Origin of the sequence: Mycobacteroides sp. LB1, from assembly GCF_013449725.1 — a bacterium.
GTDB lineage: Bacteria > Actinomycetota > Actinomycetes > Mycobacteriales > Mycobacteriaceae > Mycobacterium.
Genome location: NZ_JACCFF010000002.1, coordinates 219,158 through 244,173, shown reverse-complemented (window position 1 = coordinate 244,173; position 25,016 = coordinate 219,158). Strand labels below are relative to the sequence as shown.

General features: G+C 63.0%; 27 protein-coding genes and 1 tRNA gene. 17 read left to right on the top strand and 11 right to left on the bottom strand.

Annotated elements, in window-relative coordinates; genetic code table 11:
- Nucleotides 1-49: 49 nt before the first annotated feature.
- Together MLB1_RS11935 and MLB1_RS11930 are read left to right on the top strand one after the other, a co-directional pair.
- Nucleotides 50-1,213: a PrsW family intramembrane metalloprotease gene (locus tag MLB1_RS11935; protein ID WP_180750031.1), complete on the top strand. Its 1,164-nt coding sequence runs from the start codon at nucleotides 50-52 to the stop codon at nucleotides 1,211-1,213.
- Nucleotides 1,214-1,246: 33 nt separating this feature from the next.
- Entirely contained in the window at nucleotides 1,247-2,728 is a 1,482-nt protein-coding gene (locus tag MLB1_RS11930) for an NAD(P)/FAD-dependent oxidoreductase (protein ID WP_180750030.1), read from the top strand.
- 12 nt (nucleotides 2,729-2,740) lie between these two features.
- Here the strand turns inward: MLB1_RS11930 and MLB1_RS11925 are convergent, their stop codons facing one another.
- Nucleotides 2,741-3,196, bottom strand: a complete 456-nt coding sequence (locus MLB1_RS11925) for a MarR family transcriptional regulator (RefSeq protein WP_358148765.1) — start codon at nucleotides 3,194-3,196, stop codon at nucleotides 2,741-2,743.
- A 72-nt stretch (nucleotides 3,197-3,268) separates the two neighbouring features.
- Between MLB1_RS11925 and MLB1_RS11920 the strand changes: the two genes are divergently transcribed.
- From MLB1_RS11920 to MLB1_RS11905, 4 genes are all read left to right on the top strand, one after another.
- A complete protein-coding gene (locus MLB1_RS11920) occupies nucleotides 3,269-3,772 on the top strand; it encodes an SRPBCC family protein (protein WP_219602984.1) in 504 nt (167 codons plus the stop codon).
- A gap of 117 nt (nucleotides 3,773-3,889) precedes the next feature.
- Nucleotides 3,890-4,126, top strand: a complete 237-nt coding sequence (locus MLB1_RS11915) for a VOC family protein (protein ID WP_371750611.1) — start codon at nucleotides 3,890-3,892, stop codon at nucleotides 4,124-4,126.
- Between the two features lie 74 nt (nucleotides 4,127-4,200).
- Complete coding sequence (locus tag MLB1_RS11910) at nucleotides 4,201-5,529, top strand: HNH endonuclease signature motif containing protein (RefSeq protein WP_180750029.1); 1,329 nt, start codon at nucleotides 4,201-4,203, stop codon at nucleotides 5,527-5,529.
- Between the two features lie 30 nt (nucleotides 5,530-5,559).
- Nucleotides 5,560-6,768 (top strand): FAD-dependent oxidoreductase, encoded by a 1,209-nt coding sequence (locus MLB1_RS11905; RefSeq protein WP_180750028.1) that lies wholly within the window; start codon nucleotides 5,560-5,562, stop codon nucleotides 6,766-6,768.
- Here the strand turns inward: MLB1_RS11905 and polA are convergent, their stop codons facing one another.
- Genes polA through MLB1_RS11890 form a run of 3 tightly spaced genes read right to left on the bottom strand, consistent with a single transcriptional unit; the run spans nucleotide 6,769 to nucleotide 10,333 of the window.
- Nucleotides 6,769-9,489: a DNA polymerase I gene (gene polA, locus MLB1_RS11900; RefSeq protein ID WP_180750027.1), complete on the bottom strand. Its 2,721-nt coding sequence runs from the start codon at nucleotides 9,487-9,489 to the stop codon at nucleotides 6,769-6,771.
- Between the two features lie 32 nt (nucleotides 9,490-9,521).
- Nucleotides 9,522-9,920 carry a VOC family protein gene (locus tag MLB1_RS11895; RefSeq protein ID WP_180750026.1) on the bottom strand — a complete coding sequence of 133 codons (399 nt, stop codon included), beginning with the start codon at nucleotides 9,918-9,920 and terminating at the stop codon, nucleotides 9,522-9,524.
- 8 nt (nucleotides 9,921-9,928) lie between these two features.
- Nucleotides 9,929-10,333, bottom strand: coding sequence for a helix-turn-helix domain-containing protein (locus MLB1_RS11890; protein WP_180750025.1), 405 nt, complete (start codon nucleotides 10,331-10,333; stop codon nucleotides 9,929-9,931).
- A 116-nt stretch (nucleotides 10,334-10,449) separates the two neighbouring features.
- On the opposite strand from MLB1_RS11890, the gene MLB1_RS11885 reads away from it, so the two are divergent.
- From MLB1_RS11885 to MLB1_RS11870, 4 genes are all read left to right on the top strand, one after another.
- Complete coding sequence (locus tag MLB1_RS11885) at nucleotides 10,450-11,160, top strand: SDR family NAD(P)-dependent oxidoreductase (RefSeq protein ID WP_180750024.1); 711 nt, start codon at nucleotides 10,450-10,452, stop codon at nucleotides 11,158-11,160.
- A gap of 69 nt (nucleotides 11,161-11,229) precedes the next feature.
- A complete protein-coding gene (locus MLB1_RS11880) occupies nucleotides 11,230-11,670 on the top strand; it encodes an OB-fold domain-containing protein (RefSeq protein ID WP_180750023.1) in 441 nt (146 codons plus the stop codon).
- The gene (locus MLB1_RS11875) at nucleotides 11,667-12,881 is read left to right on the top strand and encodes a lipid-transfer protein (RefSeq protein ID WP_180750022.1); all 1,215 of its coding nucleotides are present in this window, start codon (nucleotides 11,667-11,669) and stop codon (nucleotides 12,879-12,881) included. Before MLB1_RS11880 ends, MLB1_RS11875 begins: the two co-directional genes overlap by 4 nt.
- Before the next feature lie 39 nt (nucleotides 12,882-12,920).
- Complete coding sequence (locus MLB1_RS11870; protein ID WP_180750021.1) at nucleotides 12,921-13,619, top strand: TIGR02206 family membrane protein; 699 nt, start codon at nucleotides 12,921-12,923, stop codon at nucleotides 13,617-13,619.
- Here the strand turns inward: MLB1_RS11870 and MLB1_RS11865 are convergent.
- From MLB1_RS11865 to MLB1_RS11840, 6 genes are all read right to left on the bottom strand, one after another.
- Entirely contained in the window at nucleotides 13,601-14,326 is a 726-nt protein-coding gene (locus MLB1_RS11865) for an ABC transporter ATP-binding protein (RefSeq protein ID WP_180750020.1), read from the bottom strand. The two genes, MLB1_RS11870 and MLB1_RS11865, sit on opposite strands and share 19 nt — an antisense overlap.
- Entirely contained in the window at nucleotides 14,327-15,241 is a 915-nt protein-coding gene (locus MLB1_RS11860; protein ID WP_180750019.1) for an ABC transporter ATP-binding protein, read from the bottom strand. It abuts the gene before it with no gap.
- On the bottom strand, nucleotides 15,238-16,407 hold the full coding sequence (locus tag MLB1_RS11855; RefSeq protein ID WP_180750018.1) for a branched-chain amino acid ABC transporter permease: 1,170 nt from the start codon (nucleotides 16,405-16,407) through the stop codon (nucleotides 15,238-15,240). The genes MLB1_RS11860 and MLB1_RS11855 overlap by 4 nt, the downstream gene beginning before the upstream one ends.
- Nucleotides 16,404-17,474, bottom strand: coding sequence for a branched-chain amino acid ABC transporter permease (locus MLB1_RS11850; protein WP_180750017.1), 1,071 nt, complete (start codon nucleotides 17,472-17,474; stop codon nucleotides 16,404-16,406). Before MLB1_RS11850 ends, MLB1_RS11855 begins: the two co-directional genes overlap by 4 nt.
- Before the next feature lie 41 nt (nucleotides 17,475-17,515).
- The gene (locus tag MLB1_RS11845) at nucleotides 17,516-18,700 is read right to left on the bottom strand and encodes a branched-chain amino acid ABC transporter substrate-binding protein (protein ID WP_180750016.1); all 1,185 of its coding nucleotides are present in this window, start codon (nucleotides 18,698-18,700) and stop codon (nucleotides 17,516-17,518) included.
- Nucleotides 18,701-18,784: 84 nt separating this feature from the next.
- Nucleotides 18,785-19,402 (bottom strand): ANTAR domain-containing response regulator, encoded by a 618-nt coding sequence (locus MLB1_RS11840; RefSeq protein WP_180750015.1) that lies wholly within the window; start codon nucleotides 19,400-19,402, stop codon nucleotides 18,785-18,787.
- Between the two features lie 114 nt (nucleotides 19,403-19,516).
- On the opposite strand from MLB1_RS11840, the gene MLB1_RS11835 reads away from it, so the two are divergent.
- Nucleotides 19,517-19,593: transfer RNA gene (locus tag MLB1_RS11835), tRNA-Leu, on the top strand.
- Complete coding sequence (locus MLB1_RS11830) at nucleotides 19,566-20,192, top strand: hypothetical protein (RefSeq protein WP_180750014.1); 627 nt, start codon at nucleotides 19,566-19,568, stop codon at nucleotides 20,190-20,192. The genes MLB1_RS11835 and MLB1_RS11830 overlap by 28 nt, the downstream gene beginning before the upstream one ends.
- Here MLB1_RS11830 and MLB1_RS11825 read toward each other — a convergent pair.
- Nucleotides 20,189-20,560: a hypothetical protein gene (locus tag MLB1_RS11825; RefSeq protein WP_180750013.1), complete on the bottom strand. Its 372-nt coding sequence runs from the start codon at nucleotides 20,558-20,560 to the stop codon at nucleotides 20,189-20,191. The genes MLB1_RS11830 and MLB1_RS11825 overlap by 4 nt on opposite strands.
- 145 nt (nucleotides 20,561-20,705) lie before the next feature.
- Here MLB1_RS11825 and MLB1_RS11820 point away from each other — a divergent pair, with 145 nt between their 5' ends.
- The 5 genes from MLB1_RS11820 to MLB1_RS11800 all read left to right on the top strand — a co-directional run bounded on the left by MLB1_RS11820 (nucleotide 20,706) and on the right by MLB1_RS11800 (nucleotide 25,014).
- Nucleotides 20,706-21,191, top strand: a complete 486-nt coding sequence (locus tag MLB1_RS11820; protein WP_180750012.1) for a nuclear transport factor 2 family protein — start codon at nucleotides 20,706-20,708, stop codon at nucleotides 21,189-21,191.
- A 73-nt stretch (nucleotides 21,192-21,264) separates the two neighbouring features.
- Nucleotides 21,265-22,527: a class I SAM-dependent methyltransferase gene (locus MLB1_RS11815; protein WP_180750011.1), complete on the top strand. Its 1,263-nt coding sequence runs from the start codon at nucleotides 21,265-21,267 to the stop codon at nucleotides 22,525-22,527.
- Nucleotides 22,524-23,312: a glucose-1-phosphate cytidylyltransferase gene (locus tag MLB1_RS11810; protein ID WP_180750010.1), complete on the top strand. Its 789-nt coding sequence runs from the start codon at nucleotides 22,524-22,526 to the stop codon at nucleotides 23,310-23,312. Before MLB1_RS11815 ends, MLB1_RS11810 begins: the two co-directional genes overlap by 4 nt.
- Nucleotides 23,309-23,992 carry a PIG-L family deacetylase gene (locus MLB1_RS11805; RefSeq protein ID WP_180750009.1) on the top strand — a complete coding sequence of 228 codons (684 nt, stop codon included), beginning with the start codon at nucleotides 23,309-23,311 and terminating at the stop codon, nucleotides 23,990-23,992. The genes MLB1_RS11810 and MLB1_RS11805 overlap by 4 nt, the downstream gene beginning before the upstream one ends.
- Nucleotides 23,989-25,014 carry an SDR family oxidoreductase gene (locus MLB1_RS11800; protein ID WP_180750008.1) on the top strand — a complete coding sequence of 342 codons (1,026 nt, stop codon included), beginning with the start codon at nucleotides 23,989-23,991 and terminating at the stop codon, nucleotides 25,012-25,014. Before MLB1_RS11805 ends, MLB1_RS11800 begins: the two co-directional genes overlap by 4 nt.
- The last annotated feature ends 2 nt before the right edge of the window (nucleotides 25,015-25,016 follow it).

Sequence of the window (25,016 nt, the reverse complement as noted above, 5' to 3'; positions counted from 1 at the left end):
TACACCAGCTGGTTACCGCTCCCGAGCGTGCACTCGCCGCTACTCTTCGGTGGTGTCCTACGCACCCGCGCCTGCACCCATGCCGCCCATGCCCGGATTCCCCCAGCGGATCAGGAAGGTGGGGGCACCGATCGCTCTCATTATCGTGCTTGCCCTGGTGACGGGGTTGATCATCATCGGACTGCTGGCCTCCAACGTTGTCGGCGCGACGATCGGGCTGGTCCTCTCGAGCATCGCGATCGGTGTCGTCGTCCTCTCCTATCTCTGGCTGGATCGGTGGGAACCGGAGCCCTCAAGACTGCTCGTGCTCGCCTTCGTCTGGGGCGCGTCACTGGCCGTCGTCGTCTCGGTCGCGCTCGAACTGGCCTTCGGCTCTGTCCTCGACCCACAAGGCGGTACCAGCTTTTCGTCGATCGCAATCCGCGCACCATTCATCGAAGAGGCCGCCAAGGGCGCATTTTTGCTGCTCATGTTGACAGGCAGCCGCCGCCGGGAACTCAACTCGCTCACCGATTGCCTGGTTTACGCGGGCATCACGGCCGCCGGGTTCGCATGGCTGGAAGACATCGCTTACATCGGCAGCGGCAACACTGTCGGTCAATCGCTCCTCACCGCGATACTGCGGCTGGGCTTAGGCCCATTCGCCCACTCGCTGTTCACCACCATGACCGGAATCGGCATCTACTACGCCCTGCAGCAACGCAGTGCTTTCGCCAAGTTCTTCTGCATCGCGGTCGGCTACCTCGCGGCGGTGTTCATGCACGGCCTCTGGAACGGCTCGTCCTTCCTCGGGTTCGAGGGGTACCTCGCGGTGTACGCGCTATGGATGGTGCCGATATTTGTGCTGATGATCGTGGTCGGAGTACGCAGCCGCCGTAAGGAGCAGCGCGTTGTCGCAGAGAAGCTGCCCGGCATGGTGGCTGCCGGACTGGTCACTCCCAATGAGGCCACCTGGCTGGGCTCACTCAAGGATCGCAAGCACGCCATTGCCGAGGCCAAACGAATCGGTGGGCCTCCCAGTGGATCCGCGGTGAAGAACTTCGCGGCGCAGGTTGTGGAGCTGGCATTCGTCCGCGATCGCATCGAACGCGGTTCCCGCGACCCGCGAGACGTCGAAATGCAGACCGAGGAGGCGTATGGGGTCATGGCCGCTCGGGCTGGCGCGCCGGTCTTGCAAGCACTCTCGGGATACCGCGCACCCTTCACGGGGTAGCGTGATCAGAGGTCAACGGCGATCAGGAGAATCATGTCCGACACTGCAGAAAACGCCCTGCTAGACGTCCTCATCGTGGGTGCTGGGATATCCGGCGTCAATGCCGCCGTCCGGCTGAGCGCGGCGGGCCGCAGCTTCCACATCGTCGAAGGCCGCGAACGTATCGGAGGAACCTGGGATCTGTTCCGATACCCGGGAATTCGCTCCGATAGCGATATCTACACGCTCAGCTTCGGATATCACCCCTGGCATGAACGCAACACCATCGCCGACGGGGCCGATATCCGCGACTACCTTGAGCATGCCGCCCGGGATTACGGCATCGACAGCCAGATCACCTTCTCCGCCAAGGTCACCGGCGCCGATTTCCGTACCGATACCGATACCTGGACGGTGCGGGTGGACACCCCGACGGGACCGACGACCTATCAAGCCCGATTCCTGTATCTGTGCACCGGCTACTACAACTACGACGACGGCTACACCCCCGAATTCCCGGGGATCGACGACTTCTCCGGGCAGCTGATCCATCCCCAGCATTGGCCGGAGGATCTGGACTGCGCGGGTAAACAGATAACGGTTATCGGCAGCGGCGCGACGGCCATCACCCTGGTGCCCTCATTGGCGCGCGCGGGCGCGAAGGTGAGCATGTTGCAGCGCTCCCCGAGCTACGTCTACCCCATCAGTCGGGCTGATCCGATCGTTAGCGTCGTCCGAAAAGTGTTACCGGCCAATACTGTTCAGCACTTTGCGCGCATCTGGCTGGGCGGATTCAGCTGGATGATGTATCACGTCTGTCGTCGGGCGCCCGGATTTGCCAAATGGTTCATCAGACGGCGGATCTCCAAGTTGCTACCCGCCGACTACCCGGTAGACGTTCATTTCAAGCCGCGCTACAACCCCTGGGATCAACGCGTATGCGCCGATACCGACGGGGATCTCTTTGAGGCCATCAGTGCCGGCGGTGTCCGCATGGTCACCGACACCATCGACTCCTTCACACCATCGGGCATCCGGTTAGGATCCGGCGAGGAACTGCGCGCCGATGTGATCATTACCGCAACCGGTCTCAACCTTCAGATATTCGGCGGTATCGCATTGAGCGTGGACGGCACCCCGGTCGATTCTCCGAATCGGTTCATCTACAAGGGATATCTGATCGAGGGGGTGCCGAACGCCGCATGGAGCGTCGGCTACACCAATGCGTCGTGGACTCTGCGCGCCGATCTGAGCGCACGGGCCGTCGTGCGGCTTCTCGACTATATGGACAGCCGTGGTTACACCCATGCGTATCCAGACCGACATGGCGAGGAGCTTGAAGCGCGCCCGTTCTTCAACCTGTCATCGGGCTATGTCAGCCGCGGCGAGGACCACATGCCCCGTTCGGGAGTGAAGGGTCCATGGGCCATCCGACACAACTATGTGCTGGATGTCCTTGCGTTCCACCGTGACCGAATGGATGAAAACATGCGATTCGGCGCAGCCAAGTCGAAGGCCGTGTCCTCGGCCGCCTGAACCCTGGCCGCCTTAAACTGTCGGGGCGATCTCCGAATCGCCAAGCTCTGCTAGGTGTCTCAGGACCCGAAGGAACGCATCGCGATCCGCCGAAGACACTCCGGCCAGTATTCGCTTTTCGTTGTCTTGAATCGCTTTCTGTGCCGCCGCAACGGTTTTCCGACCGCTGGCGGTCAACGACAACAGATTGCTTCGCCGGTCACCGGGGTCGGGCTGGCGATTGATCATCTTTCGATTCTGCAGATCGTCGAACACTGCGATGATGCGCGTGCGGTCGGCGCCGATGGCGTCGGCCAGACTGGCTTGGCTGCTCGCCTCGTTGTCCCTCAGTGCCGTCAACACGATGTAGGCCCACATGGTCAGGCCGTGCTTCTCCAGGTGCGGTAGTTCCGCACGCGTCAACGATCGGCCGAGCGGGACCACTAATGCCGCGAGGTCCGGCCGGCCTTCTGGTGTCTGTTGCGCCACGGACAACACAATAGCCGACCATCGCTGATCATATTCTTGATAAATCATATGCATGTGCATATGATTTATCGCATGATGCAAGCCAGGGACCGCAAGGTAGTCGTCGAGCGGGTCATCGACGCCAACGCGCAACGGATTTTCGACCTGCTCGCCGATCCGGCGGGCCATACCGTGATAGACGGCACCGGTGCGGTGCAGGATCCCGTGCTTGACGCGCCCGCTCGGCTCTATCTCGGCGCGAAGTTCACCATGGGCATGCGTACACGGCTGCCCAATCTGGCTCCCTCCTCCCTCGTTCAGGTGATGGTTGCGCTCACGCATCACGGTCGGCTCACCAACGTCGTGAGAGAGTTCGAAGAGCCACGCCGTATCGCCTGGCGAAACTTCGGCAGGCACATATGGCGTTACGAGCTGGAACCATTGACGGACGAGCGAACGTTGGTGCGCGAAACCTTCGACTACTCAACGAATATCGCGCCATGGCTGCTCGAATTGGCCCGGTTCCCCGCCGTCAACCGCCGCGCCATGGAGGAAACGTTGGACAGGCTCGCCGATGCTGTCAGTATGAAGGTATGACGGACCTCTGTATCGGTGCGATCGTGCTGCGGGTCGACGACCTACAGCGCCAGATGGCGTTCTGGTCGACGGCGTTGGACTACAACGCCGCGGGAAGCGCCGAGTGAGGACTGGGTGGTGCTGAGACCGCGTACCGGCGCTGGTCCCAATCTCTCACTGGATGAGCGCCACTCGGTAGTACCAACACCGCCGCGCACTCACCTGGACCTCTACACGCATGACCAGCCCGGCGAAGTGGAACGGCTCATAGAACTCGGGGCGACTCGGATCGACTGGACACGCCCGGACGGTGCCGATTTCGTCACCTTGGAGGATCCCGAAGGGAATCGGTTCGACGTCGTGCAGTTGCGCTGAATCACTTGTGCCACTTTGGCTTCTGGTGTCACAGGCATTGAGGACTTGTCGGTGGGTGCCGTTACTATTCGAACATGAGTTCGATTGGGGTGTTGGAGGCGGCGGCCGATGCCTTTTGTGCTGAGTCGGTTGAGGAGCTGACTGCCGTTGAGGCGTTGGCGGTGATGGCGCGGTTGGAGGTGGTGCAGCGTCGGTTGTCTGCCAAGGGGTTGGGTTTGGTTCCCGCGGTGACAATCCAGGCCTCCCCGGTGCAGCTGGGCGGCACTTCGTATTCGGAGGTGATTGCGCGACGGCTGCATATCGGCAGGGGTGCGGCCCGGCGCCGGATCGCCGACGCGCAGCAACTGGCCCCGCGGCGTGCGTTGACCGGGGAGCGGCTAGAACCGGTGCTACCGAATGTGGCCGAGGCTTTCGGTCGGGGTGAGGTCGGTGAGGAACACGTCCGGATTGTGCGCTCGTTTTTTGATCGGCTGCCGGTGCTGGTCGACATGCCGACCCGCGAGGCCGCCGAAGAACAGCTCGCCGTGTTGGCGGCCCGGTTCGGTCCCGAGTCGTTGCGGATCGCGGCCGAGCGGATGATGGCGTTGTTGAATCCCGACGGCGAGTTCTCCGATGTGGACCGCGCCCGGCGCCGCGGGGTGACGATCGGGCGACAGGGCTTTGACGGGATGTCGGCGATCTCGGGTCTGTTGGATCCGGAAACCCGCGCCTACCTCGATGCCGTGTTCTCCAAGCTCGCCGCCCCCGGCATGTGCAACCCCACCGATGAAAGCCCCCTCGTGGACGGGGAACCCGCACCCGAGGCTGCCGAACAAGATCGCCGCACCAACGCCCAACGCAGCCACGACGCCCTGCGCGCGGTGCTGCGATCCACCCTCGCCTCCGGAGCACTCGGCTCCCACCACGGCTTACCGGTCACCGTCGTGGTCACCACCACCTTGACCGAACTGGAATCAGCAGCAGGTGTTGGCGTTAGCGGCGGCGGCACCCTGCTACCGATGCGCGATGTGATCCGGATGGCTACTCACGCCCACCACTACCTGAGCATCGTCGACGACGACGGACGACCGTTGTATCTCGGACGCACCAAACGCATCGCATCGGCCGATCAGCGGATCGTGCTGCACGCCAAAGACCGCGGCTGCACCCACCCCGAATGCACTATCCCCGGCTACCTGTGCCAGGTCCACCACATCAACGAATGGGCCACCGGCGGCCCCACCAACATCGACAACCTCACCTTCGCCTGCGCACCACACCACCGACTCCTCAACAACGGCTGGACCACCCAAAAACAACGCGACGGCACCACCAAATGGACACCACCACCACACCTCCAATTCGGAGAGCCAACCACCAACACCCACCACCACCCCGACCGGCTCATCCCAGACCTAGTCTGAATGCGCGCACCCGGGCGTACCGTCTGGCTCATGACGCAAGTTCTGCAGACTCAGGTCTGCGTCGCCGGGGGCGGCCCGGCCGGACTAGTGCACGCGCTCCTGCTGGCACGCTCCGGTGTCAACGTTGTCGTTCTGGAGAAGCACGGGGATTTCCTGCGTGACTTCCGTGGTGACACAGTGCACCCCACCACCATGCGAATCATGGACGACCTGGGTTTCATCGACGAGTTTCTCCAGCTGCCGCACCAGAAGGTCGATCACATCGCATTCGACGGCGACGGCCGGTTGCGCACCTTCGGCGACTTCCGTGTCCTTAAATGGTTGGGATACAAGCAGCCGTATATCGCGTTCATGCCGCAGTGGGACTTCCTCGACTTCTTGGCCGAAAAGGCCGAGCAATACCCGGAATTCACCCTCATTCGCAACGCCGAGGTTACCGATGTGATCTTCGACGGAGCGCGAGTGGTCGGCGTACGCACGCCGGACCTGGAAGTGCGAGCAGACCTGGTGGTCGCCGCGGACGGACGCAAGTCCGCCGTGCGCGCCGCCTCTGGACTTGAGACGGCCAATGAGAGCTCGCCGATGGATGTGCTGTGGTTCCGGCTGAATCGCCGGCCGGGCGACCCGGAAGAGACGTTCGCAATCCTTCGCCGGGGCTTGTTGCTCGCGATGATCCATCGCGGTGACTATTGGCAGGTCGCCCATCTGATGCCGAAAGGCGCAGGGCCACAGAATAGCTCGCTGGAGGCATTCAAGGAGCGCTTGATCAGGGCGCGCCCCCAGCTGCGTGAGCACGTAAACGATCTGAACTCCTGGGATGACACGAGCCATCTCGATGTCCGGGTCGACCGGCTCAAGACCTGGTGGCGTCCTGGCCTTCTCTGCATCGGTGATGCCGCGCACGCCATGTCACCCGCAGGTGGGGTAGGAATCAACCTGGCGGTCGCCGACGCGGTGGCGGCCGCCAATATCCTCGCGGGCCCGCTGCACGCGGGATGTCTGTCTGAAGCGGACCTCGCCAAGGTGCAGCGACGACGCGAACTGCCGACCAGAGTGGTGCAGGCCTTTCAGGTGTTCGTGCAGAACAACGTGATCAAGCCGGTTCTTACCGGCGACCTGTCCCCCATCAAGCTGCCATTCTTCGTCGGACGCGGCCCCCTCAAGTTCGTTCCGCCGATCGCGGTCGGCAGGGGTCTGCGTCCGGAGCGCGTGCGCACCCACGACGTGCATGCAGCCTGACTAATGCGCCGCGGCATCCCAGCTACGGCCATACCCCACCGAAACCTCAAGCGGCACATCGAGCGGATACGCCGAGCCCATGGTCTCGCGGACCAACGCTTCCAGGGTGTCCCGTTCGCCCTCGGCCACCTCGAAGAGGAGTTCGTCGTGCACCTGCAGGAGCATTCGCGACCGTAAGCCCTTGTCTTGCAATGCCTTGTCGGTAGTGATCATCGCGACCTTGATGATGTCTGCCGCACTGCCCTGGATCGGCGCATTGAGCGCGGCCCGCTCGGCCGCCTCACGCCGCAACCGATCGCTACTGTCCAAGTCCGGCAGATACCGGCGCCGGCCGAACACCGTCGAGGTGTATCCGTCCTTGCGGGCCTGATCCACCACGGCGTGCAGGTAGTCGCGAACACCGCCGAACCGCGAGAAGTACTGGTCCATCTGCTCTTTGGCCTCATCATTGGAGATCTTGAGCTGGGTGGCCAGGCCATAGGCCGACAGCCCATAGGCCAGGCCATAAGACATCGCCTTGACCCGTCGGCGCAGCTCCGCGTTAACCTCGTCGATCGGCACCCCGAATGCCCGTGCAGCCACGAATGAGTGCAGATCCTCACCGGTGTTGAACGCCTCGATGAGGCCCTCATCGGCCGATAGGTGCGCCATGATGCGCATCTCGATCTGGCTGTAGTCGACGGTCATCAGCTCGGAGAAACCGGTCGAACCACTCGAGCCGACGACGAAGCCGTCCCGGATCTCCCGCCCCGCCTCGGTGCGCACCGGGATGTTCTGCAGGTTCGGCTCGGTAGACGAGAGTCGGCCCGTCGCGGCGATCGTCTGGTTGAACGTCGTGTGGATACGTCCGTCCGCAGCAACGGATTTCAGTAACCCATCAACGGTAACCTTGAGCCTGGTGACATCGCGATGCCTGAGCAGGTGCTCCAGGAACGGGTGGCCGGTCTTGTCGAACAGTGTCTGCAGAGCGTCGGCATCGGTCGTGTAACCGGTCTTCGTCTTCTTGGTCTTCGGCATGCCGAGCTCGTCGAACAGCACCACCTGCAGTTGTTTGGGCGAGCCCAGGTTGATCTGCTTGCCGATCACCGCATAAGCGGCGTCGGCGGCCTCGCGGATGCCGCTGGCAAACTCATTCTGCAGCGAGGTCAGATGGTCGCTATCAATCGCGATACCAACCGATTCCAATCCCGCCAGCACCCGCTGGACAGGCAGCTCCATATCGGCGAGCAGCGCCGCCGATTCAATGCGTTCGAGCTCGACATCGAGGGCATCGGCAAGGTCGACGACCGCGCGGGCGCGCAGCATCTGCGCCTGAGCAGCCTTGGCGCCGTCTGCTCCCTCTTCATCGAGAAGTGAAAGCTGCTGTTGCCCATCGTCTTCAGCGCGCAACTCGCGCCGAAGGTACCGCAGTGACAAATCGTCGAGCGCGAAGCTGCGCTGACCGGGTCGCACCAGATAGGCGGCAAGCGCCGTGTCGGAGGTGACGCCCTCCAGCTGCCAGCCACGTCCGGAGAGCGCATGCATGGCTTGTTTGGCCTCGTGGAGTGCCTTGGGGCGGGCCGGATCGGCCAGCCACTGTGCCAGCGCGGTCTCGTCCTCCGGGGTCACCGTGGTGGTGTCGATGTAGGCGCCGTCGCCATCGGCTGCGGCGATCGCCACGGCGGTCGCATCACCGTCATAGGGCGTGTACGTTCCGACCACCGCGAGACCGCCGCGGCGGCCGTCGCTGGTGTGCGTGGTCAGCCATTCGGCCACCGTTCCAGGCTCCAGCGTCTCACCGGCAAGCTGAAATCCCTCATCCACCTCGGGTTCTACGGCCGCAAGGGTGTCGAACAATCGGTCGCGCAGCACGCGGAATTCCAGGTCGTCAAAGAGGCGGTGGATCTGGTCGCGATCCCAGGGAGCCAAGGCGAGCTGGCCGGGCACATAGGGAAGCGGCACCGACCGCACCAGGTCGGTGAGCTCGCGGTTGAGGATCACCGCGCCAAGATGTGCGCGTAGCGCATCGCCGACCTTGCCGCGCACGGTGTCGGCCTTGTCGATCAGCTCCTGGAGTGTTCCGTATTCGATGATCCATTTGGTGGCGGTCTTCTCGCCTACACCGGGGATTCCCGGCAGGTTGTCGCTGGGGTCGCCACGCAGCGCCGCGAAATCCGGGTACTGGGTTGGTGTCAGCCCGTACTTTTCGACGACCGCTTCCGGCGTGAACCGGGTGAGGTCGCTGACACCCTTACGCGGGTACAGCACGGTGACGTCCTCGGTGACCAGTTGCAATGCGTCACGGTCGCCGGTGACCACGAGAACCTTGAAACCCTCGGCCTCCCCCTGCGTGGCGAGGGTGGCGATGATGTCGTCGGCCTCGAATCCCTCCTCGGCGAGCACCGTGATGCCGAGGGCCTGCAGCACTTCCTTCGCGATGTCGATCTGACCGCGGAACTCGTCGGGTGTAGCCGATCGAGTGGCCTTGTATTCGGGGTACCGCTCGGAGCGGAATGTCTTGCGGGATACGTCGAAGGCGGCCGCCACGTGAGTGGGCGCCTCATCGCGCAACAGGTTGATAAGCATCGAGGTGAACCCGTACACCGCGTTGGTGGTCAGGCCTGACTGTGTCTTGAAATTCTCGGCCGGGAGCGCATAGAACGCCCGGAACGCCAACGAGTTGCCGTCGAGCAGGAGGAGAGTCGGCTGTTTAGTCCCGGTCTTGGTTACTGGCGCGGTCACGCTCCTACCCTAGGCAACGAGTGCGACAGTGTTTACGACCCCGACGCTTCCGCTGATCCATAGGGCCGGGTGATGATTTCTAAGTAGTGCCCGGACGGATCCCGGAAGTACACGCCCCGGCCGCCGTCGTTGTGGTTGATCTCGCCGGGGTGTTGTCCGCGGGGATCTGCCCAGTGTTCGATGCCGCGATCGGTGATGCGGCCGTAAATGGCGTCGAAATCCTCATCGGTGGTCAGGAAGGCGTAATGCTGCGGGGTGATCGTCTCCGCGTCGACGGTGGCGAAATCGAGGTTCCCGCCGTGCTCCAGCTCGACGTTGAGAAAAGGGCCGACCTCCACCGCGTCGGACAACCCGAAGATCTCCGCGAAGAACCGGGCAGACTCTTCACGGTCCTGCGAATGAACAATCGTGTGGTTGAACGCGATACCCATGGTTCTTTTTACCGTATGCCCTCGGCATCGAAAAAGGTTCTGTGGCTGCGGATCTGCTCGTGATGGGTGCGAGCCCACCCAATCAGCGCGCTGGCAACTCCGTGCAGATCCTTCCCGAGCTCAGTCAACGCGTACTCCACCCGCGGCGGCACCTCGGCGTATGCGGTGCGCGTGATAAGTCCGTCACGACGCAGCAGCATCAGCGTGCGGGTCAGCATGCGCTGCGAGACGCCGGGGATGGCGTCGTGCAGCTCGGTGTACCGCAATGGGCCATCGCGCAGTGTCCCGATCACCAGCAGGCTCCACTTATCGCCGATGCGGTCGAGGACGTCCCGGATGAATTCACTTTCGCGCAGCGGCAGCCCCGCGCAGATATTTGGGAGCGCGAGTGCAGGCGCTGTCAGCTCGGTCATGACGCACATCCTTGTTCGGTAGCGCACATGTATGTGCCTTTTGTACGGAGTTTAAAACTTCTCCATCATGGGGTTACGCACAGATCGTAAGAAATGGCATAACCAGGAGGTTAACGATGGACAGAACCATGCTCGTGCTGGGCGCAGGTAGTGGGACCGGTGCGGCGGCGGCGCGGCGCTTCGGCCGTGAGGGTTTCCAGGTGGCGGTGGTGGGGCGCCGACGCGAACCTTTGGACTCGCTGGTGGCAGATCTCCGCGACGACGACGTACCGGCTGCCGCGTTTCCGGCGGACCTCACCGACGACGGCGGCGTGGAGCAGCTCATTGCAGCAGTCACCTCCTCGCTGCCGCCGATTGAAGCCGTCTACTACGGTCCCTCATCCCCTGTCGCCTTCACCGCTGCCCGTGAACTCACCTCGGCGGAGGCGGACCGCTTCTGGGCGCTGCTGGTGCGTCCCCTGATCCACACGGTGTCCGCGGTGCTTCCCGGAATGATCGAACGAGGGCGCGGGACGATCCTGGCCACCATCGGCGGAACAGGAGCCAGGGCAATGCCCGAGATGAGCGGACCCGGGCCGGCTGCGGCCGCAGCTCGAAACTATCTGCAGGGTTTGCATTCTGAAGTGGCGCCGCAGGGTGTGTATGTCGGGTTGATGACCATCGGTGCACTCATCCTCGGTAGCGAAATGGTAGCAGTGGCACCTCAAGCCGCCCACGAATTCCCAACGGTCGAGTCAGCGGCGCTGGCCGAGATCCTGTGGAGCATGTCGACCGATCGGGATACCTTCGAGAGGTTCGTGCCAGAGAACTCGCCATTCCGGTCATGACCTTCGCCACGGACGGCGCAAAACTGACACACGTTTCAATTCGCTAACGAGCATGGGTAATCTGTCGAGGTGCCTACAACCTCAGCGCCGGCAGTCGACGGCTGGTTCGACACCGACGACGCCGGCTTGCCGCATTTGATCGGCGGCAAGTGCACCCAGTGCGCCACGATCGTGTTTCCGCCGCGTGCCAACAACTGCCCCAACCCCGCCTGCGACTGCGATGTTCTGGATCAGGTGCCGCTCTCGCGCCGCGGCACGGTGTGGAGCTACACCGAGAACCAGTACGCGCCGCCGCCGCCGTACCCGCCTTCCGACCCATATCAGCCGTACGCGATCGCCGCTGTCGAGCTGGCCGACGAGGGCATCATCGTCCTCGGCAAGGTGGTGGCCGGAACCGGCGCGGCCGATCTGAAGGTGGGTCAGACCATGGAGCTGGCACTGGAACCGCTCTACACCGACGACGAGGGCGTCGACCGTCTGGTCTACGCATGGAAGAAGGTCTCGGTATGAGCCGCACCGCTGCGACCCCGGATCCCGTCTACATCCTCGGCGCGGGTATGCACCCGTGGGGCAAATGGGGACGGGACTTCACCGAGTACGGCGTCGCAGCCGCCCGCACTGCGCTGCAAGACGCCGCATTGGATTGGCGCCAAATTCAATTCGTCGCCGGCGCGGATACCATCCGCAATGGCTACCCGGGCTTCATCGCCGGATCGACGTTCGCGCAAAAGCTCGGCTGGAACGGTGTGCCCATCAGCTCCACCTATGCGGCCTGCGCCAGCGGATCGCAGGCCCTGCAGAGTGCTCGCGCCCAGATCCTCGCCGGATTCTGCGATGTGGCGTTGGTCATCGGTGCAGACACCACCCCGAAGGGTTTCTTCGCCCCGGTCGGCGGTGAACGCAAGGAAGATCCGGACTGGCAGCGCTTCCACCTCATCGGCGCCACCAACCCCGTGTACTTCGCGATGCTCGCGCGCCGTCGGATGGACCTTTACGGCGCGACGGCCGAGGACTTCGCTCAGGTGAAGGTCAAGAACGCCCGACACGGCCTGAACAACCCGAACGCCCGGTTCCGTAAGGAAGCATCCGTCGCGGACGTGCTGGCCAGCCCGGTCGTGTCGGATCCCTTGCGCCTGTTGGACATCTGCGCAACCAGTGACGGCGCCGCCGCCCTCATCGTGGCCAGTGCCGAGTTCGCGAAGAAGCATCTCGGTTCGGTCGAGGGCGTGCCGTCGGTGCGCGCGGTGGCCACCATCACCCCCAAGTACCCACAGCATCTTCCCGAATTGCCAGATATTGCAACCGATTCCACTGCCGTAGTGCCGGCGCCCGAGCGGGTGTTCAAGGACCAGATCGTCGACGCCGCCTACGCCGAGGCCGGTATCGGACCCGAGGACTTGAGCCTTGCCGAGGTGTACGACCTGTCGACGGCACTGGAGCTGGACTGGTACGAGCACTTGGGCTTGTGCGCCAAGGGTGAGGGTGAGCAGCTGCTGCGTAGCGGTGCCACCACCGTCGGCGGGCGGGTTCCGGTGAACGCCTCCGGCGGCCTTGCCTCGTTCGGTGAGGCCATCCCCGCCCAGGCCATCGCCCAGGTGTGCGAGCTGACGTGGCAGCTGCGGGGGCAGGCAGGCGACCGACAGGTAGAGGGTGCCCGCGTGGGCATCACCGCCAACCAGGGCCTGTTCGGCAACGGCTCGTCGGTTATCGTCGCGCGGTAACTGCGCTCCGTGGTCTTCATCGGACGCTAGCCTCAAGCGATGGAACAACAGTTCCACGCATACGGCCCATCCCACTGGGCAGTGCTGGCCGTATTCGTGCTCGGCGCAGCACTGTTGGCATGGCAGGGGCGCCGGCTCACCGATACCCGGGCCCGAGTGCTGGGATGTGTGCTGGGGGCGGTCACCGGCATCATCTATGCGGCGATCCTGATCTCCGGGTGCATCCCACCGCGCCTGGCCGTCTCGGTTCCCCTCCGGTTGACTGACCTGGCGACCGCTGTCGCGGCGTATGCGCTGTGGTCACAGCGACATTGGGCGTACGTGCTGACGTACTACTGGGGGCTCGTGCTCAGCAGCCAGGCGTTGGTCTCGCCGGTGCTGACCGGACCAGACTTCCCCGGATACGAGTTTCTTGCGTTCTGGTCGATACATCTGCTCGTCGTGTGGGCGGCCATCTATCTCACGTGGGGACGGGGCATGCGACCGACCTGGCGTAGTTATCGCATGGCCGCCACCGTCACCGTGTCCTGGGTGGTTATCACTATGGCGTTCAATGCCATTGCCGGGTCGAACTACGGTTTCCTCAACCGGAAACCGGCAACCAAAAGTCTTCTCGACGTGATGGGACCGTGGCCGTGGTACATCGTTACGGCGACTGCGCTGGTGCTGACGGTCTGGGCCTTGATGACCTGGCCGTGGGAACGTTCGACGACGAAATCTCAGACGACGCCAAGATAGGCGTTGCGAATGCTCTCATCCTGCAACAGCTCTCGGCCGGAACCGGATCGCACGACCGATCCCGTCTCCAGAATGTAGGCGTGATCAGAACGGCTCAGCGCCTGCTGTGCATTCTGCTCGACCAGCACCACCGTCGTCCCGGCGGCGTTGATCTCTTCGATGATGTTGAAGATCTTCGTGATCAACAGCGGTGCCAATCCCATCGACGGCTCGTCGAGCAACAAGATCTTGGGCCTGGCCATCAGGGCACGTCCGATGGACAGCATCTGCTGCTCTCCACCGGAGAGCGTTCCACCTTCTTGGCCGCGGCGTTCGGCGAGTCGTGGGAACAAAGCGTTGATCCAGTCGAGGCGTTCCCGGCGCTCGGCTCGTGATTTGAATGTTCTTCCATAACAACCCATTTCGAGATTGTCCGCGACGGTCATGCCGGGGAAAATCCCGCGCCCTTCAGGCGCCTGCACGATCCCCGCCTTGACGCGCTTGTGCGCTTTCATCTTGGAGATGTCCTGACCTTCAAAGAAGATCGAACCTGAGCTGAGCGGGCACAATCCGGAAATGGCGCGCATCGTGGTGGACTTCCCGGCGCCGTTGGAACCGAGCAGGGTAACCAACTCGCCCTCGCGGACGTCGAGCGATAACGTACTCACCGCCTGGATCGGTCCGTAGTGGACCCCGATGTTGTTGAGTTTCAGCTGTACGGGAGGCACTTACCCCTCGCTTTCCCTGTCAGGAACAGCAGAGTCGAGCCAACCGGGTCCATGGAACTCCTCCTCGGCCACTCCTAGGTACGCCTCGATCACTGCGGGGTCGTTCCGGACCTCGACGGGCAGGCCGTCGGCGATCTTCCTGCCGAATTCGAGCACAACGATGCGGTCGGTGACCCCCATGACCAGCTTCATATCGTGTTCGATGAGCAGCACGGTGTATCCATAATCGCGGATGCGCTGGATGAGCTCGATGAGCGAATCCTTCTCGCTGGGGGTGAAGCCGGCGGCCGGCTCATCCAGGCACAGCAGCTTGGGTTCGGTAGCCAACGCCCGCGCGATCTCGAGTCTGCGCTGACTGCCGTACGGAAGGTTCTTCGCCTTGATGTCGGCGACATCGCCGATGCCGACGAAGTCGAGCAGGCCCATCCCCACGTCGACGGCATAGTGTTCCTCGCGTCGGTGCCGAGGTGTGCGCAACAGAGCGCCCAGGACCGAAGTCTTATGGCGGGCATCGGTTCCCACTGCAACGTTTTCCAACGCCGTCATCTCACCGAAGAGCCGAATGTTCTGGAAGGTCCGGGCGATCCCGCGGCGGGTGATCTGGTGCCGCCGCAATCTGCGTAAGGGCTTCCCGTCGAACACGATGCTGCCCGATGTCGGCTTGTACACACCGGTGATGGCGTTGAAGCAGGTGGTCTTGCCCGCACCGTTCGGGCCGACGAGGCCGAGGATCTCCCCACGACGAATGTCGAAGCTGACCCCATCGAGCGCCTGTAGACCGCCGAATTTCAGCGTCAGTTCCTTGACCTCAAGCAGTACCTCGGGCTCGGCGGCGCCGGTCTCGCCATCGACGGCCTCGGTCAGTTCGACGGCGGCGGACTCGTCTTCGGAGGTGGTGTCCACGCGCTCGGTCATGCCGGTGCCTCGGCTTCCTCTGACTTCTTGGCGCCGATACGCTCAGATGCCTTGCGCCAGTAAGCCATCAGCTTCTGTTGCGCCGGGAATAGGCCCTGCGGGCGGAAGACCATCAGCACGACCAGCGCCAACCCGAAGAACAGATACTTCAGATTGCCCAGGTCGACGCCCTGCACCTGCACGCCGAGAAGCCGGTTCGGCAGGTAGACGATGATGAACGCGCCGAAGATCACACCGAGCTTGTTGCCTTGGCCACCCAACACGACGGCACATAGGAACAACATCGAGTTGATGATGTTGAAGGTCGGCGATGCCACGTATTGGACCTGACCTGCATACAGGGCACCGGACAGCCCTCCGATGCCCGCGCCAATTACGAAGGCCCACAGCTTGAACCGAAAGGTCGGGACGCCCATCATCTCGGCGGCGTCCTCATCCTCGCGAATGGCCACCCACGAGCGGCCCACCCGGCTGCGCTCGAGATTGCCCATCAAAACCAGCACCACGGCGATCAGGCACAGCCCCAGCCAGTACCACCACACGCCATAGTTCAGATGACCGCCCGCATTGCCGCTGGAGAAGACTCCGCCATGTACGTACTGCTCCCCCACATGCGGGTAAGCGATCTTGTGCAGACCGCGGGGACCGTTCGTGACTTCCAGGTTGTCTGCGAGCAATCGGATGATCTCGCCGAATCCCAGCGTGACGATGGCCAGATAGTCACCCCGAAGCCGCAGCGTGGGCGTGCCGAGCACGAGACCGAAGAAGGCTGTGATCGCGACGGCGATCGGCAAGCAGGACAACCATGCCCAGCTCGAACTGAAGAATGCCGAGGTGCCCATCCGGTTCCACGGACTGTCGGGGCTAGTGAGCAAGGCCACCGTGTACGCGCCGATCGCATAGAACCCGACATATCCCAGATCGAGTAACCCCGCTTGCCCCACAACGACATTGAGGCCGACCGCAATGAGGGCCACCATTGCGAACTGGGCCATCACTCCGCCGAAGCTCGTGTTGGGAGTGTCCAGGAACGGAATCTTCCACACCGGCAGCAGCGCCATGAGCGCAAACCCGATGATTCCGTAGACCCATTGCACAGGACGGGCAAGCTCCGACCACCACCGGCGCACCGAATCGCCGGGCGCCAACGCGCGCGCGGCGGTCACGCCTTCGCCCTTCCCAGACTTTCGCCGAGAATGCCGGTGGGCCGGAACATGAGCACCAGCACGAGCAGTACGAATGCCACGACATCGCGCCATTGGGTGCCGAATACCGCTTGGCCGTAGTTCTCCATCACTCCGAGGAGCAGACCGCCCAGCAGTGCGCCGCGAAGATTACCGATACCGCCGAGCACCGCGGCCGAGAATGCCTTGATACCCAAAAGGAATCCGCCGGAGTAGATGATGCCCTGTGGCACCTTCAGCGTGTACAGCAGCGCCGCCGCCCCAGCGAGGAGCCCGCCGATGACGAACGTGGTCATGATGATGCGCTCGCGAGACACGCCCATCAGCGTCGCCGTCGTCGGATCCTGCGCCACCGCCCGAATACCGCGTCCGAACTTGGTGTGATTGATCGCGATATCCGTTATGAAGGCCAGCACCAACGCCGCCGCCACGACGACGATGGTGACATTGGTGAGCGTGGCCTGGAACGGGATTCGGTGACCGCCCACGTCGAAAGGACCGAAGCTCCACACCGGTCTGGGCGTCACCAGCCGGATCGGCTGCTGTGCATTGCTGCCCCCGTAGCCCTTCAGGATCTTCGGCAGTACGAAGTGCACGAATTCCTGGATGACGAAGGACATCCCGATGGCGGTGATGAGGAAGGTCAGTGGACGTGCGCCGCGACGGCGCAGCGGGCGATACGCCACCGTTTCAAGTCCCAGCGCCGTGGCGGCCGACACCGCCATGGCGATGAGCATCGCAACGCCGAGATACAGCACCGTCAGCGATACGCCCTTGTTGTAGGCATTACCGCCGGGCGCAAAGCCGAGCACCACGTCCAGAGCGAAGTACGCCCCGAACATGCCCAACATGAAGACCTCGGAGTGCGCGAAGTTGATGAGTCGCAACACCCCGAAGACCAGCGTGTATCCAACCGCGACCAACGCATAGATGGCGCCCCACGCCAAACCGTCGATCGTCAGCTGACCGATGCTGCTCCACAGTCCATGCAGATCGAATGAAATTGTGCTGGCCTGCACACCAGTCTGTGCCATCCACCCCGAAACCATTTGCGGCTGAGCCTAGTCCCTCGCTTGTTCCTTGTGATCTTTTACGTGACCTTATATACCCAGATAAGTGTTGACGTTAGCTCACCGGTCTCGGTCCACTTGTATTCGCGCGCAACGCCCTGTCCCTGGTAGGTACGAACCCAATCGAGCAATCCGGCCCGCGTGGTCTTTCCCGCGTCAATCCCCTTGACCAGGATCGTCCCCAGGTCATACCCCTCGGTGCTGTACGTCCCGGGTTCCTGATTGAACTTGGCGGTGTACTCCTTGGCGAAGGTATCCGAGGCAGGACCGCACGGGCAGGACAACAGCGCGTCCTTCGAGGAATCGCCCGCCTGCTTGACGAACTCGATGTCCTTGGTGCCGTCCGCGGATACGAACGTCGCGTTCACTCCGGCGTTGCGGAGCTGTTGCACCAGGGGCGCCGCCTCGGCGTAGTAGCCGCCGAAGAACACCGCGTCCGGAGTGGCGTTCTTGAGTTGTGTGACCGCCGCCGAAAAGTCCTTGTCGCCCTTCTTGACCGAGGCGTTGCAGTCGTTTCCGAGTGTCCCGCGTACCGCGTTGGCCAACCCCGAGCCGTAGTCGGTGCTGTCGTCGACGACACAGACCTTGTGGTACCCGAGGGTTTTCTTGAGGTAGTTGGCGACGGCGGGGCCCTGTACCCCGTCGTTGGCCAGGCCGCGGAAGAAGGTTTTCCAGCCCTGCTGCGTGAGCGTCACGTTCGTGGCCGAGGCGGTCGTGGAAACCAATCCGGCCTCGCTGAAGATCTGCCCGGTCGATTTGGTTTCCCCAGAGAATCCCGGACCGATGAGCCCGATGATGGCCGGGTCCCCGATGATCTGTGGGGCGATATTGCTCGCGTTCTGCGGCAGCCCCTCGGTGTCGAACTCGCGGAGTCTGATCTGGCATCCGGGATTGGCGGCGTTGTGCTTGTCGACGGCCAGCTTCGCCCCGTTGAGGATATTGATTCCCAGGGCCGCGTCGGGACCGTTGAGCGCACCGGCCATGGCCAGAGAAACGTTGTCGCACTGCGCTTTTCCGTCGCCAGCGGGATCGGCCGGCGATTTCGCGTTGGACGCGGGTACCTCGGTCCCGTCCTGAGCGATCTGCACCAACGGCGAGATCTTCAGGTTGGTCTGATTGGACTCGTCCGACTGAGAGCCGTTATGACAACCGGCGAGGGCGAGGGTTACCGCGCCCAGCATGATCACACTCGCGCGTACACGCACGATTACCTCCGGATGAGTTGGGCGAACCAGGTTGATCAGAAAACATAGCCAACTGGGAGGCAACGCGCAGTGCTTACCCGACTTTCAACTCGTAGTGTCGGTATCGAGTGTTTCCAGTACCACTTCGGCAACGCGTTTCATGGTGGTGCGACGGTCCATCGCGGCCCGCTGAATCCACTTGAACGCGTCGGGTTCGGTGAGTCCCTGGGTGGACTGCAGGACACCCTTGGCGCGCTCGACGAGCTTGCGGGTCTCCAGCCGGTCGGACAGGGTCTGCACTTCCTTCTCCAGCGCTGCGAGCTCGCCGAACCGGCTGACCGCCACCTCGATGGCCGGGACGAGGTCGGTCTTGGAGAACGGCTTGACCAGGTAGGCCATGGCACCGGCGTCGCGGGCCTTCTCCACCAGATCACGCTGGCTGAAAGCGGTGAGGATGACGATCGGGGCGATGCGCTTGGCGGCGATCTCGGACGCGGCGTCGATACCGTCGCGGCGCGGCATCTTGACGTCCATGATCACGAGATCGGGTTTGAGCTGCACGGCGAGATCCACAGCCTCCTGCCCGTCGCCGGCCTGACCCACCACGTCGTAGCCCTCCTCCTGGAGCATTTCCACCAGGTCGAGGCGGATCAGGGCTTCGTCTTCGGCGACGAGCACGCGGTGCGCGTGCGCCGCCGGTTCGGGGTTCTGTGGGCCGGTCATGGCGACCATTGTGACGTATGAGGTGGTGTGAACGGCGTTACCCTGGTGAAAGTGACGGATGTGATCCTTTAAGGTAGGAATCCGACGGCAGGCCCCGGGCCGCCGAAACGCCAGGCCCTCGTATCCCAACTGGCAGAGGAAACGGATTCAAAACCCGTGCAGTGTGAGTTCGAATCTCACCGAGGGCACCACGTACCAGCCTCCCGTCGACGGTGAGGCGTGTTTCTATCTACGGATGACTCGAACCTGTACGGGTGCATTGGCGCTCATGGCATGCGCCGTGGTCGTGGCCGGCTGCCAGAGTGGTCCAGGCATCACCCGGATCTCAGAGACATCCGCCGCCGCGTCGAGTTCGCGTCCGTCGACGTCGCGGTCCACCGCGGCGAACACGCCCCCCACATCGAAGCCCAGTAGTGCCGACTCATCAGCGGGGTCTGAGGACGCGGTCACGCGCCTACATGACGGCCTCGGCGCCCTCAAGGATCCCGTTGTCGCCGCCACCAAGGACGGCACCGGAAGGTATGAGGTGAAGGTGCCGCCGCAGACGAAGACGACCGTTCACGGCGGGTTCATTGCGGCGCTCTGCACCGGCGGTCCCGACCTGCCGATGGACCTTGACGGGCACACCATGAAATACACGGCCATATGTGGGGACACTCCGGGAAAACCGGGGATCATTGTCGCCCTGCTGCCGTTCAACGTCGATCCCGCTGTTGAGCACACCTTGAAGATCAACGGTGCCGACGGCCAGCACAGTTGGGTGTCACTGGCATACGGCGAGATGTATTAACCGACGTCGGTGCAGGTGACTCCGGGGTTCTCGCAGTCGGCACCGGTCTCACCGGGTGCGCTGACCCAGCCACCAGCATCATCATGTCCGGGGGCGATGTTGGATTCGGGTGGGTTGTTATCGGAACCGCAGACCACCCAGGCGTTCTCACACTGAGAGCCCGCACCGCCCGGCAGGTAGCCCCAGCCGCTGTTGCCGTCGTTGCTCGGCTGATCGACCAAGGATCCATGCGAAGGCGAGTTCGGGGCACCCGGAACAGGAGGCGGCGGGGTCGGCTCAGCGGAGGCCACCACTCCTCCGAATCCGACGAATGCAGCCGCTACGACGCCAACGGCGGGCGCCACGACAAGACGAGTGATTGTGTTCATGGGGCACCTTTTCGGCAGCGGCGGACAATACCGGACAAATGTACTCCCACGTACAGCATCCTCGGATGATCTTGAAAGGAAGCGCGCATGTTCTGCGCGTGCACATTTGGCAACACCGCGCGGGCGACGTGCTAACAATGGCTTCATGGAACGCCCCACCCCCGCCACCCTCGTCGACATCCACGAAATCACCGAGCTCAAGTACCGCTACGCACGCACCCTCGACAACAAATTGTGGGATGAGTTCGCCGACACCCTCACCGAAGACGTCCAGGCGACATACGGCACCGCGGTGCACGGTGCACCGCTTGAGTTCACCTCGCGCGCAGGCGTGGTCGACTACATGCGGTCGTCACTGACGACCGATATCACCAGCGTGCACACCATGAGCCATCCGGAGATCCAGGTCGATGGTGATACGGCGACCGGCAGCTGGGCCATGAGCGATGTCGTGATCGTGCCCGCGCACAGCGTCCTGATCACCGGAACGTCCTACTACACGGACCGGTACCGCCGAGATGCGGACGGAAAATGGCGTATCAGCTACATCTCGTACTACCGCCTGTATGAGGCCATGCAGAACACCAAGGACATCGGTTTCAACCTGATCGCCAACCGCTGGTCGCAGTAGACGTCAGAACCGGGTAGCCTATCGCCGGGTTTGGGGAACACATGTCTCCACATAGCTGGCCAAGGAGTATCCGGTGCGCTGTCGACTATGTCACGCAACACAGCTGTTCAGCGTGGTCGACCTGGGTGCGACGCCACCCTGCCAGAAGTTTCTCCGTGCGGACGAGCTCGATCTGCCGGAGGCCACGTATCCCCTGCACCTGAGGCTCTGCCAGAGTTGCATGTTGCTGCAGATTCCGGCGCTGATTAGCCCCGAAGACAACTTCACCGAGTACGCATACTTTTCGTCGTATTCGGACAGCTGGGTAGATCACGCTCGTGAGTACATCAGCGATTCCGTTGCGCGACTCGGGCTTTCCCCGGACAACCCCGAGGACTTCATCGTGGAGGTGGCCAGCAACGACGGCTACCTGCTCCAGCACGCCGTCGCCGCAGGCATCCGCTGCCTCGGCATCGAACCGTCGGTGAATGTCGGACAAGCCGCCCGCGACAAGGGAGTTCCGACCCTGACGGCCTTCCTCGACGAGGACACCGCCGCCCGCGTCCGAGCGGAGCACGGTCCCGCGCGTTTGGTCGCCGCGAACAACGTGTACGCCCACATCCCCGACCTACGCGGGTTCACGCATGCGCTTCGGGAGCTGGTCTCCGATGACGGCTGGGTGAGCATCGAGGTGCATCACGCACTCAACCTCATCGAGCTCGGTCAGTTCGACACCATTTACCATGAACATTTCCAGTACTACACCGTGCTGGCAGCTCAAAAAGCCCTCGCCGTAGGTGATCTGGAGGTTGTCGACGTCGAGCTCCTTGAGACGCACGGTGGCTCGATCAGGCTTTGGGCACGACCACGGGAATGCCGGCCCGAGATCGCGCCCTCGGTGGCCGAGGTCTTGGAACTGGAACGACGCGCAGGTTTGCACGAACTCTCCGGATACGAAAGATTCCGCGCGAAGACCGAACGAATCCGCTTGGAACTCCTACAGTTTCTGCTCACCTGCAAGGCAGAGGGCAAGACCGTCGTCGGCTACGGCGCGCCCGGCAAGGGCAATACCCTGCTGAACTACTGCGGTATCCGTACCGACCTGATGGCGTACACCGTCGATCGGAATCCCTACAAACAGGGCATGTTCAGCCCGGGCACCCGGATTCCGGTGCACTCTCCCGACCGCATCGACGAGGACAAACCCGATGTGGTGCTGGTGTTGCCATGGAACCTGGAAACCGAGATCACGCAGCAATTGCGGCATATCGGCGAGTGGGGCGGCAGGCTCGTCTATCCCCTCCCGCGGCTGCATGTCGTTGAACCTCACGTTGAGCCCGAAGGAGCATCGGTATGAAGGTCGTGCTGTTCTGCGGGGGCTTCGGCATGCGCATGCGCAATGACGCCGGCGATGTGATCCCCAAACCCCTACAGATGGTCGGACCACGTCCGCTCATCTGGCACGTGATGAAATACTATGCGTACCACGGTCATAAGGAGTTCATCCTGTGTCTGGGCTACGGCGCCGAAGCGATCAAGGACTTCTTTCTCAGCTACAACGAGGCGCAGTCCAATGATTTCATCCTGGCCGACGGCAAGGTGCGGTTGTTGAAATCCGATATTGCCGATTGGACCATCACTTTTGCGGACACCGGGACCGAATCGCCCATCGGCGAGCGGTTGCGTCGCGTCCGCCACCATCTCGGCGACGACCCCCACTTCCTGGCCAACTACGCCGATGTTCTCACCAACGCTCCCCTGGACGATCTGGTGACCAAATTCCACGATTCCGGCGCCGCCGCGTCCATGCTGCTGGTTCCTCCGCAATCGTCGTTCCACACGGTGGACGTGGACGACGGCGGGTCCGTTACCGAGATCACCGCAGTCTCTAAACTCGATATGTGGGAGAACGGCGGCTATTTCGTGCTCTCCCAAGACGTATTCGACTATCTGCCCGCCGGAGGGGACCTCGTCGAGGATGCCTGCGGCTCATTGGCCAAGGAGGGCAGGATGTTCGGCTACAAGTTCAGCGGATTCTGGAAGCCCGCCGACACCTTTAAGGAACGCGCCGAGCTCGATGAGGGTTACCGCAAGGGCGTGCGCCCGTGGATGGTCTGGGAGCAGGAGTCGGTCACCACGTGATTGAGCTAGGCACCGGATCCGTCGACGAAATCGCGCTGCTGGCAGCACATTGCGACGATATCGCCATCGGCATGGGTGGCACACTGCTGACCATAGCCCGCGGCCGACCCGGTCTGCGAGTGCGAGCACTCGTGCTCAGCGGCGGCGGTACCGAACGTGAGGCCGAGGAGCGAGCGGCGTTGGCAGCCCTGTGCCCCGGAGCTGACCTCGCTGTCGACGTCCTCGACTTCCCCGACGGACGGGCACCCGCACACTGGAACGAGATCAAGGAAGCGCTGGTGGCCTTTCGTCGTGATTCGGCGGCCACCGTGGTGTTCGGCCCTCAGCGCCACGACGCTCATCAAGACCACCGAATGCTGGCGACGTTGGCGCCCACCGAGTTTCGCGATCACCTGATCCTCGGCTACGAGATTGTCAAATGGGAGACCGACACCCCGACCCCCACTGTCTTTCAGCCATTAGGCGATGACATCGCCTGCAGCAAGGCCGATCTCATCTACACGCATTATCCGTCGCAGCAGGCGCACGATTGGTTCGACAAGGAGACCTTTCTCGCCTTGGCGCGGGTGCGCGGTGTGCAATGCCGTCACCGGTACGCGGAGGCATTCGTGCTGGAAAAGGCCACCATCGCTCTCGGAGCCGCACCGTCGGCGACATCGCATCTAGGAGCAACGCAGTGAAGGTTCTGATCACCGGCCATCAGGGGTATCTCGGCACTGTGATGTCCCAGATGGCAGCGGAGGCCGGCCACGAGATCGTGGGTCTGGACTCGGGTCTATTCGCCGACTGCGTCCTGGGTCCGCCGCTTGTGGATCCCCCGTCGATTGCCGTCGACCTTCGTGACGTGACGATCGATCAGCTGGCCGGATTCGATGCGGTGATCCACTTGGCGGCCTTGTCGAATGACCCGCTCGGCGCGCTGGCGCCCGATCTCACCTACGACATCAATCACTACGCCTCCGTACGGTTGGCTCAGCTGGCCAAGGATGCAGGAGTAAGCCGGTACCTGTACGCCTCGACATGCTCTGTGTACGGGTCCGCGGGCGAAGACCTGGTCAGCGAGAGCGCTCCACTCAAACCCTTGACCCCGTACGCGGAAAGCAAGGTTCGCGTCGAGGACGATGTCGCGGCCATCGCCGACTCCGGGTTCTCGCCGGTGTTCCTGCGTAACGCCACTGCATTCGGATACTCGCCCCGGCTCCGCGCCGATATCGTGCTGAACAACCTTGTCGGCCACGCGGTTCTCACCGGAGAGGTCCGGGTTCTCTCCGACGGAACGCCGTGGCGCCCATTGGTGCACGCCCGGGATATCGCGGGCGCCTTCCTCGAATGTCTCACGGCACCACAGGAGGTGATTCATTGCGCGGCGTTCAACGTCGGCACCGAGGAGAACAACCAGACGGTGGCACAGATCGCAGAGTCCGCCGTAGCCGCGGTTCCCGACTCCACCCTGACCATCACCGGGGAAACGGGTGCCGATCCACGCTCCTACCGGGTCGACTTTTCCGCGATCCGTGAAGCACTACCGGGATACCGCGCCGAATGGTCGATCGCGGCGGGCGCCAAGGAGCTCTACGAGCAGTGCGTCGCCGGAAGTCTCACCGAATCGATGTTCCGCCAATCCTTCACCCGGCTCGCCCACCTGAAGAAACTGCGCGAATCCGGGGCCGTAGACGACAGTCTGCGACCGGTCGCGCGGTGAGC

What these genes read in the sequence shown, in the direction of transcription:
- MLB1_RS11930 (WP_180750030.1), top strand. Translation starts at nt 1,247, where the DNA reads ATGTCCGACACTGCAGAAAACGCCCTGCTAGACGTCCTCATCGTGGGT.
- MLB1_RS11920 (WP_219602984.1), top strand. Translation starts at nt 3,269, where the DNA reads ATGATGCAAGCCAGGGACCGCAAGGTAGTCGTCGAGCGGGTCATCGAC.
- MLB1_RS11910 (WP_180750029.1), top strand. Translation starts at nt 4,201, where the DNA reads ATGAGTTCGATTGGGGTGTTGGAGGCGGCGGCCGATGCCTTTTGTGCT.
- MLB1_RS11905 (WP_180750028.1), top strand. Translation starts at nt 5,560, where the DNA reads ATGACGCAAGTTCTGCAGACTCAGGTCTGCGTCGCCGGGGGCGGCCCG.
- MLB1_RS11895 (WP_180750026.1), bottom strand. Translation starts at nt 9,920, where the DNA reads ATGGGTATCGCGTTCAACCACACGATTGTTCATTCGCAGGACCGTGAA.
- MLB1_RS11890 (WP_180750025.1), bottom strand. Translation starts at nt 10,333, where the DNA reads ATGACCGAGCTGACAGCGCCTGCACTCGCGCTCCCAAATATCTGCGCG.
- MLB1_RS11885 (WP_180750024.1), top strand. Translation starts at nt 10,450, where the DNA reads ATGGACAGAACCATGCTCGTGCTGGGCGCAGGTAGTGGGACCGGTGCG.
- MLB1_RS11875 (WP_180750022.1), top strand. Translation starts at nt 11,667, where the DNA reads ATGAGCCGCACCGCTGCGACCCCGGATCCCGTCTACATCCTCGGCGCG.
- MLB1_RS11870 (WP_180750021.1), top strand. Translation starts at nt 12,921, where the DNA reads ATGGAACAACAGTTCCACGCATACGGCCCATCCCACTGGGCAGTGCTG.
- MLB1_RS11860 (WP_180750019.1), bottom strand. Translation starts at nt 15,241, where the DNA reads ATGACCGAGCGCGTGGACACCACCTCCGAAGACGAGTCCGCCGCCGTC.
- MLB1_RS11850 (WP_180750017.1), bottom strand. Translation starts at nt 17,474, where the DNA reads ATGGTTTCGGGGTGGATGGCACAGACTGGTGTGCAGGCCAGCACAATT.
- MLB1_RS11840 (WP_180750015.1), bottom strand. Translation starts at nt 19,402, where the DNA reads ATGACCGGCCCACAGAACCCCGAACCGGCGGCGCACGCGCACCGCGTG.
- MLB1_RS11825 (WP_180750013.1), bottom strand. Translation starts at nt 20,560, where the DNA reads ATGAACACAATCACTCGTCTTGTCGTGGCGCCCGCCGTTGGCGTCGTA.
- MLB1_RS11820 (WP_180750012.1), top strand. Translation starts at nt 20,706, where the DNA reads ATGGAACGCCCCACCCCCGCCACCCTCGTCGACATCCACGAAATCACC.
- MLB1_RS11810 (WP_180750010.1), top strand. Translation starts at nt 22,524, where the DNA reads ATGAAGGTCGTGCTGTTCTGCGGGGGCTTCGGCATGCGCATGCGCAAT.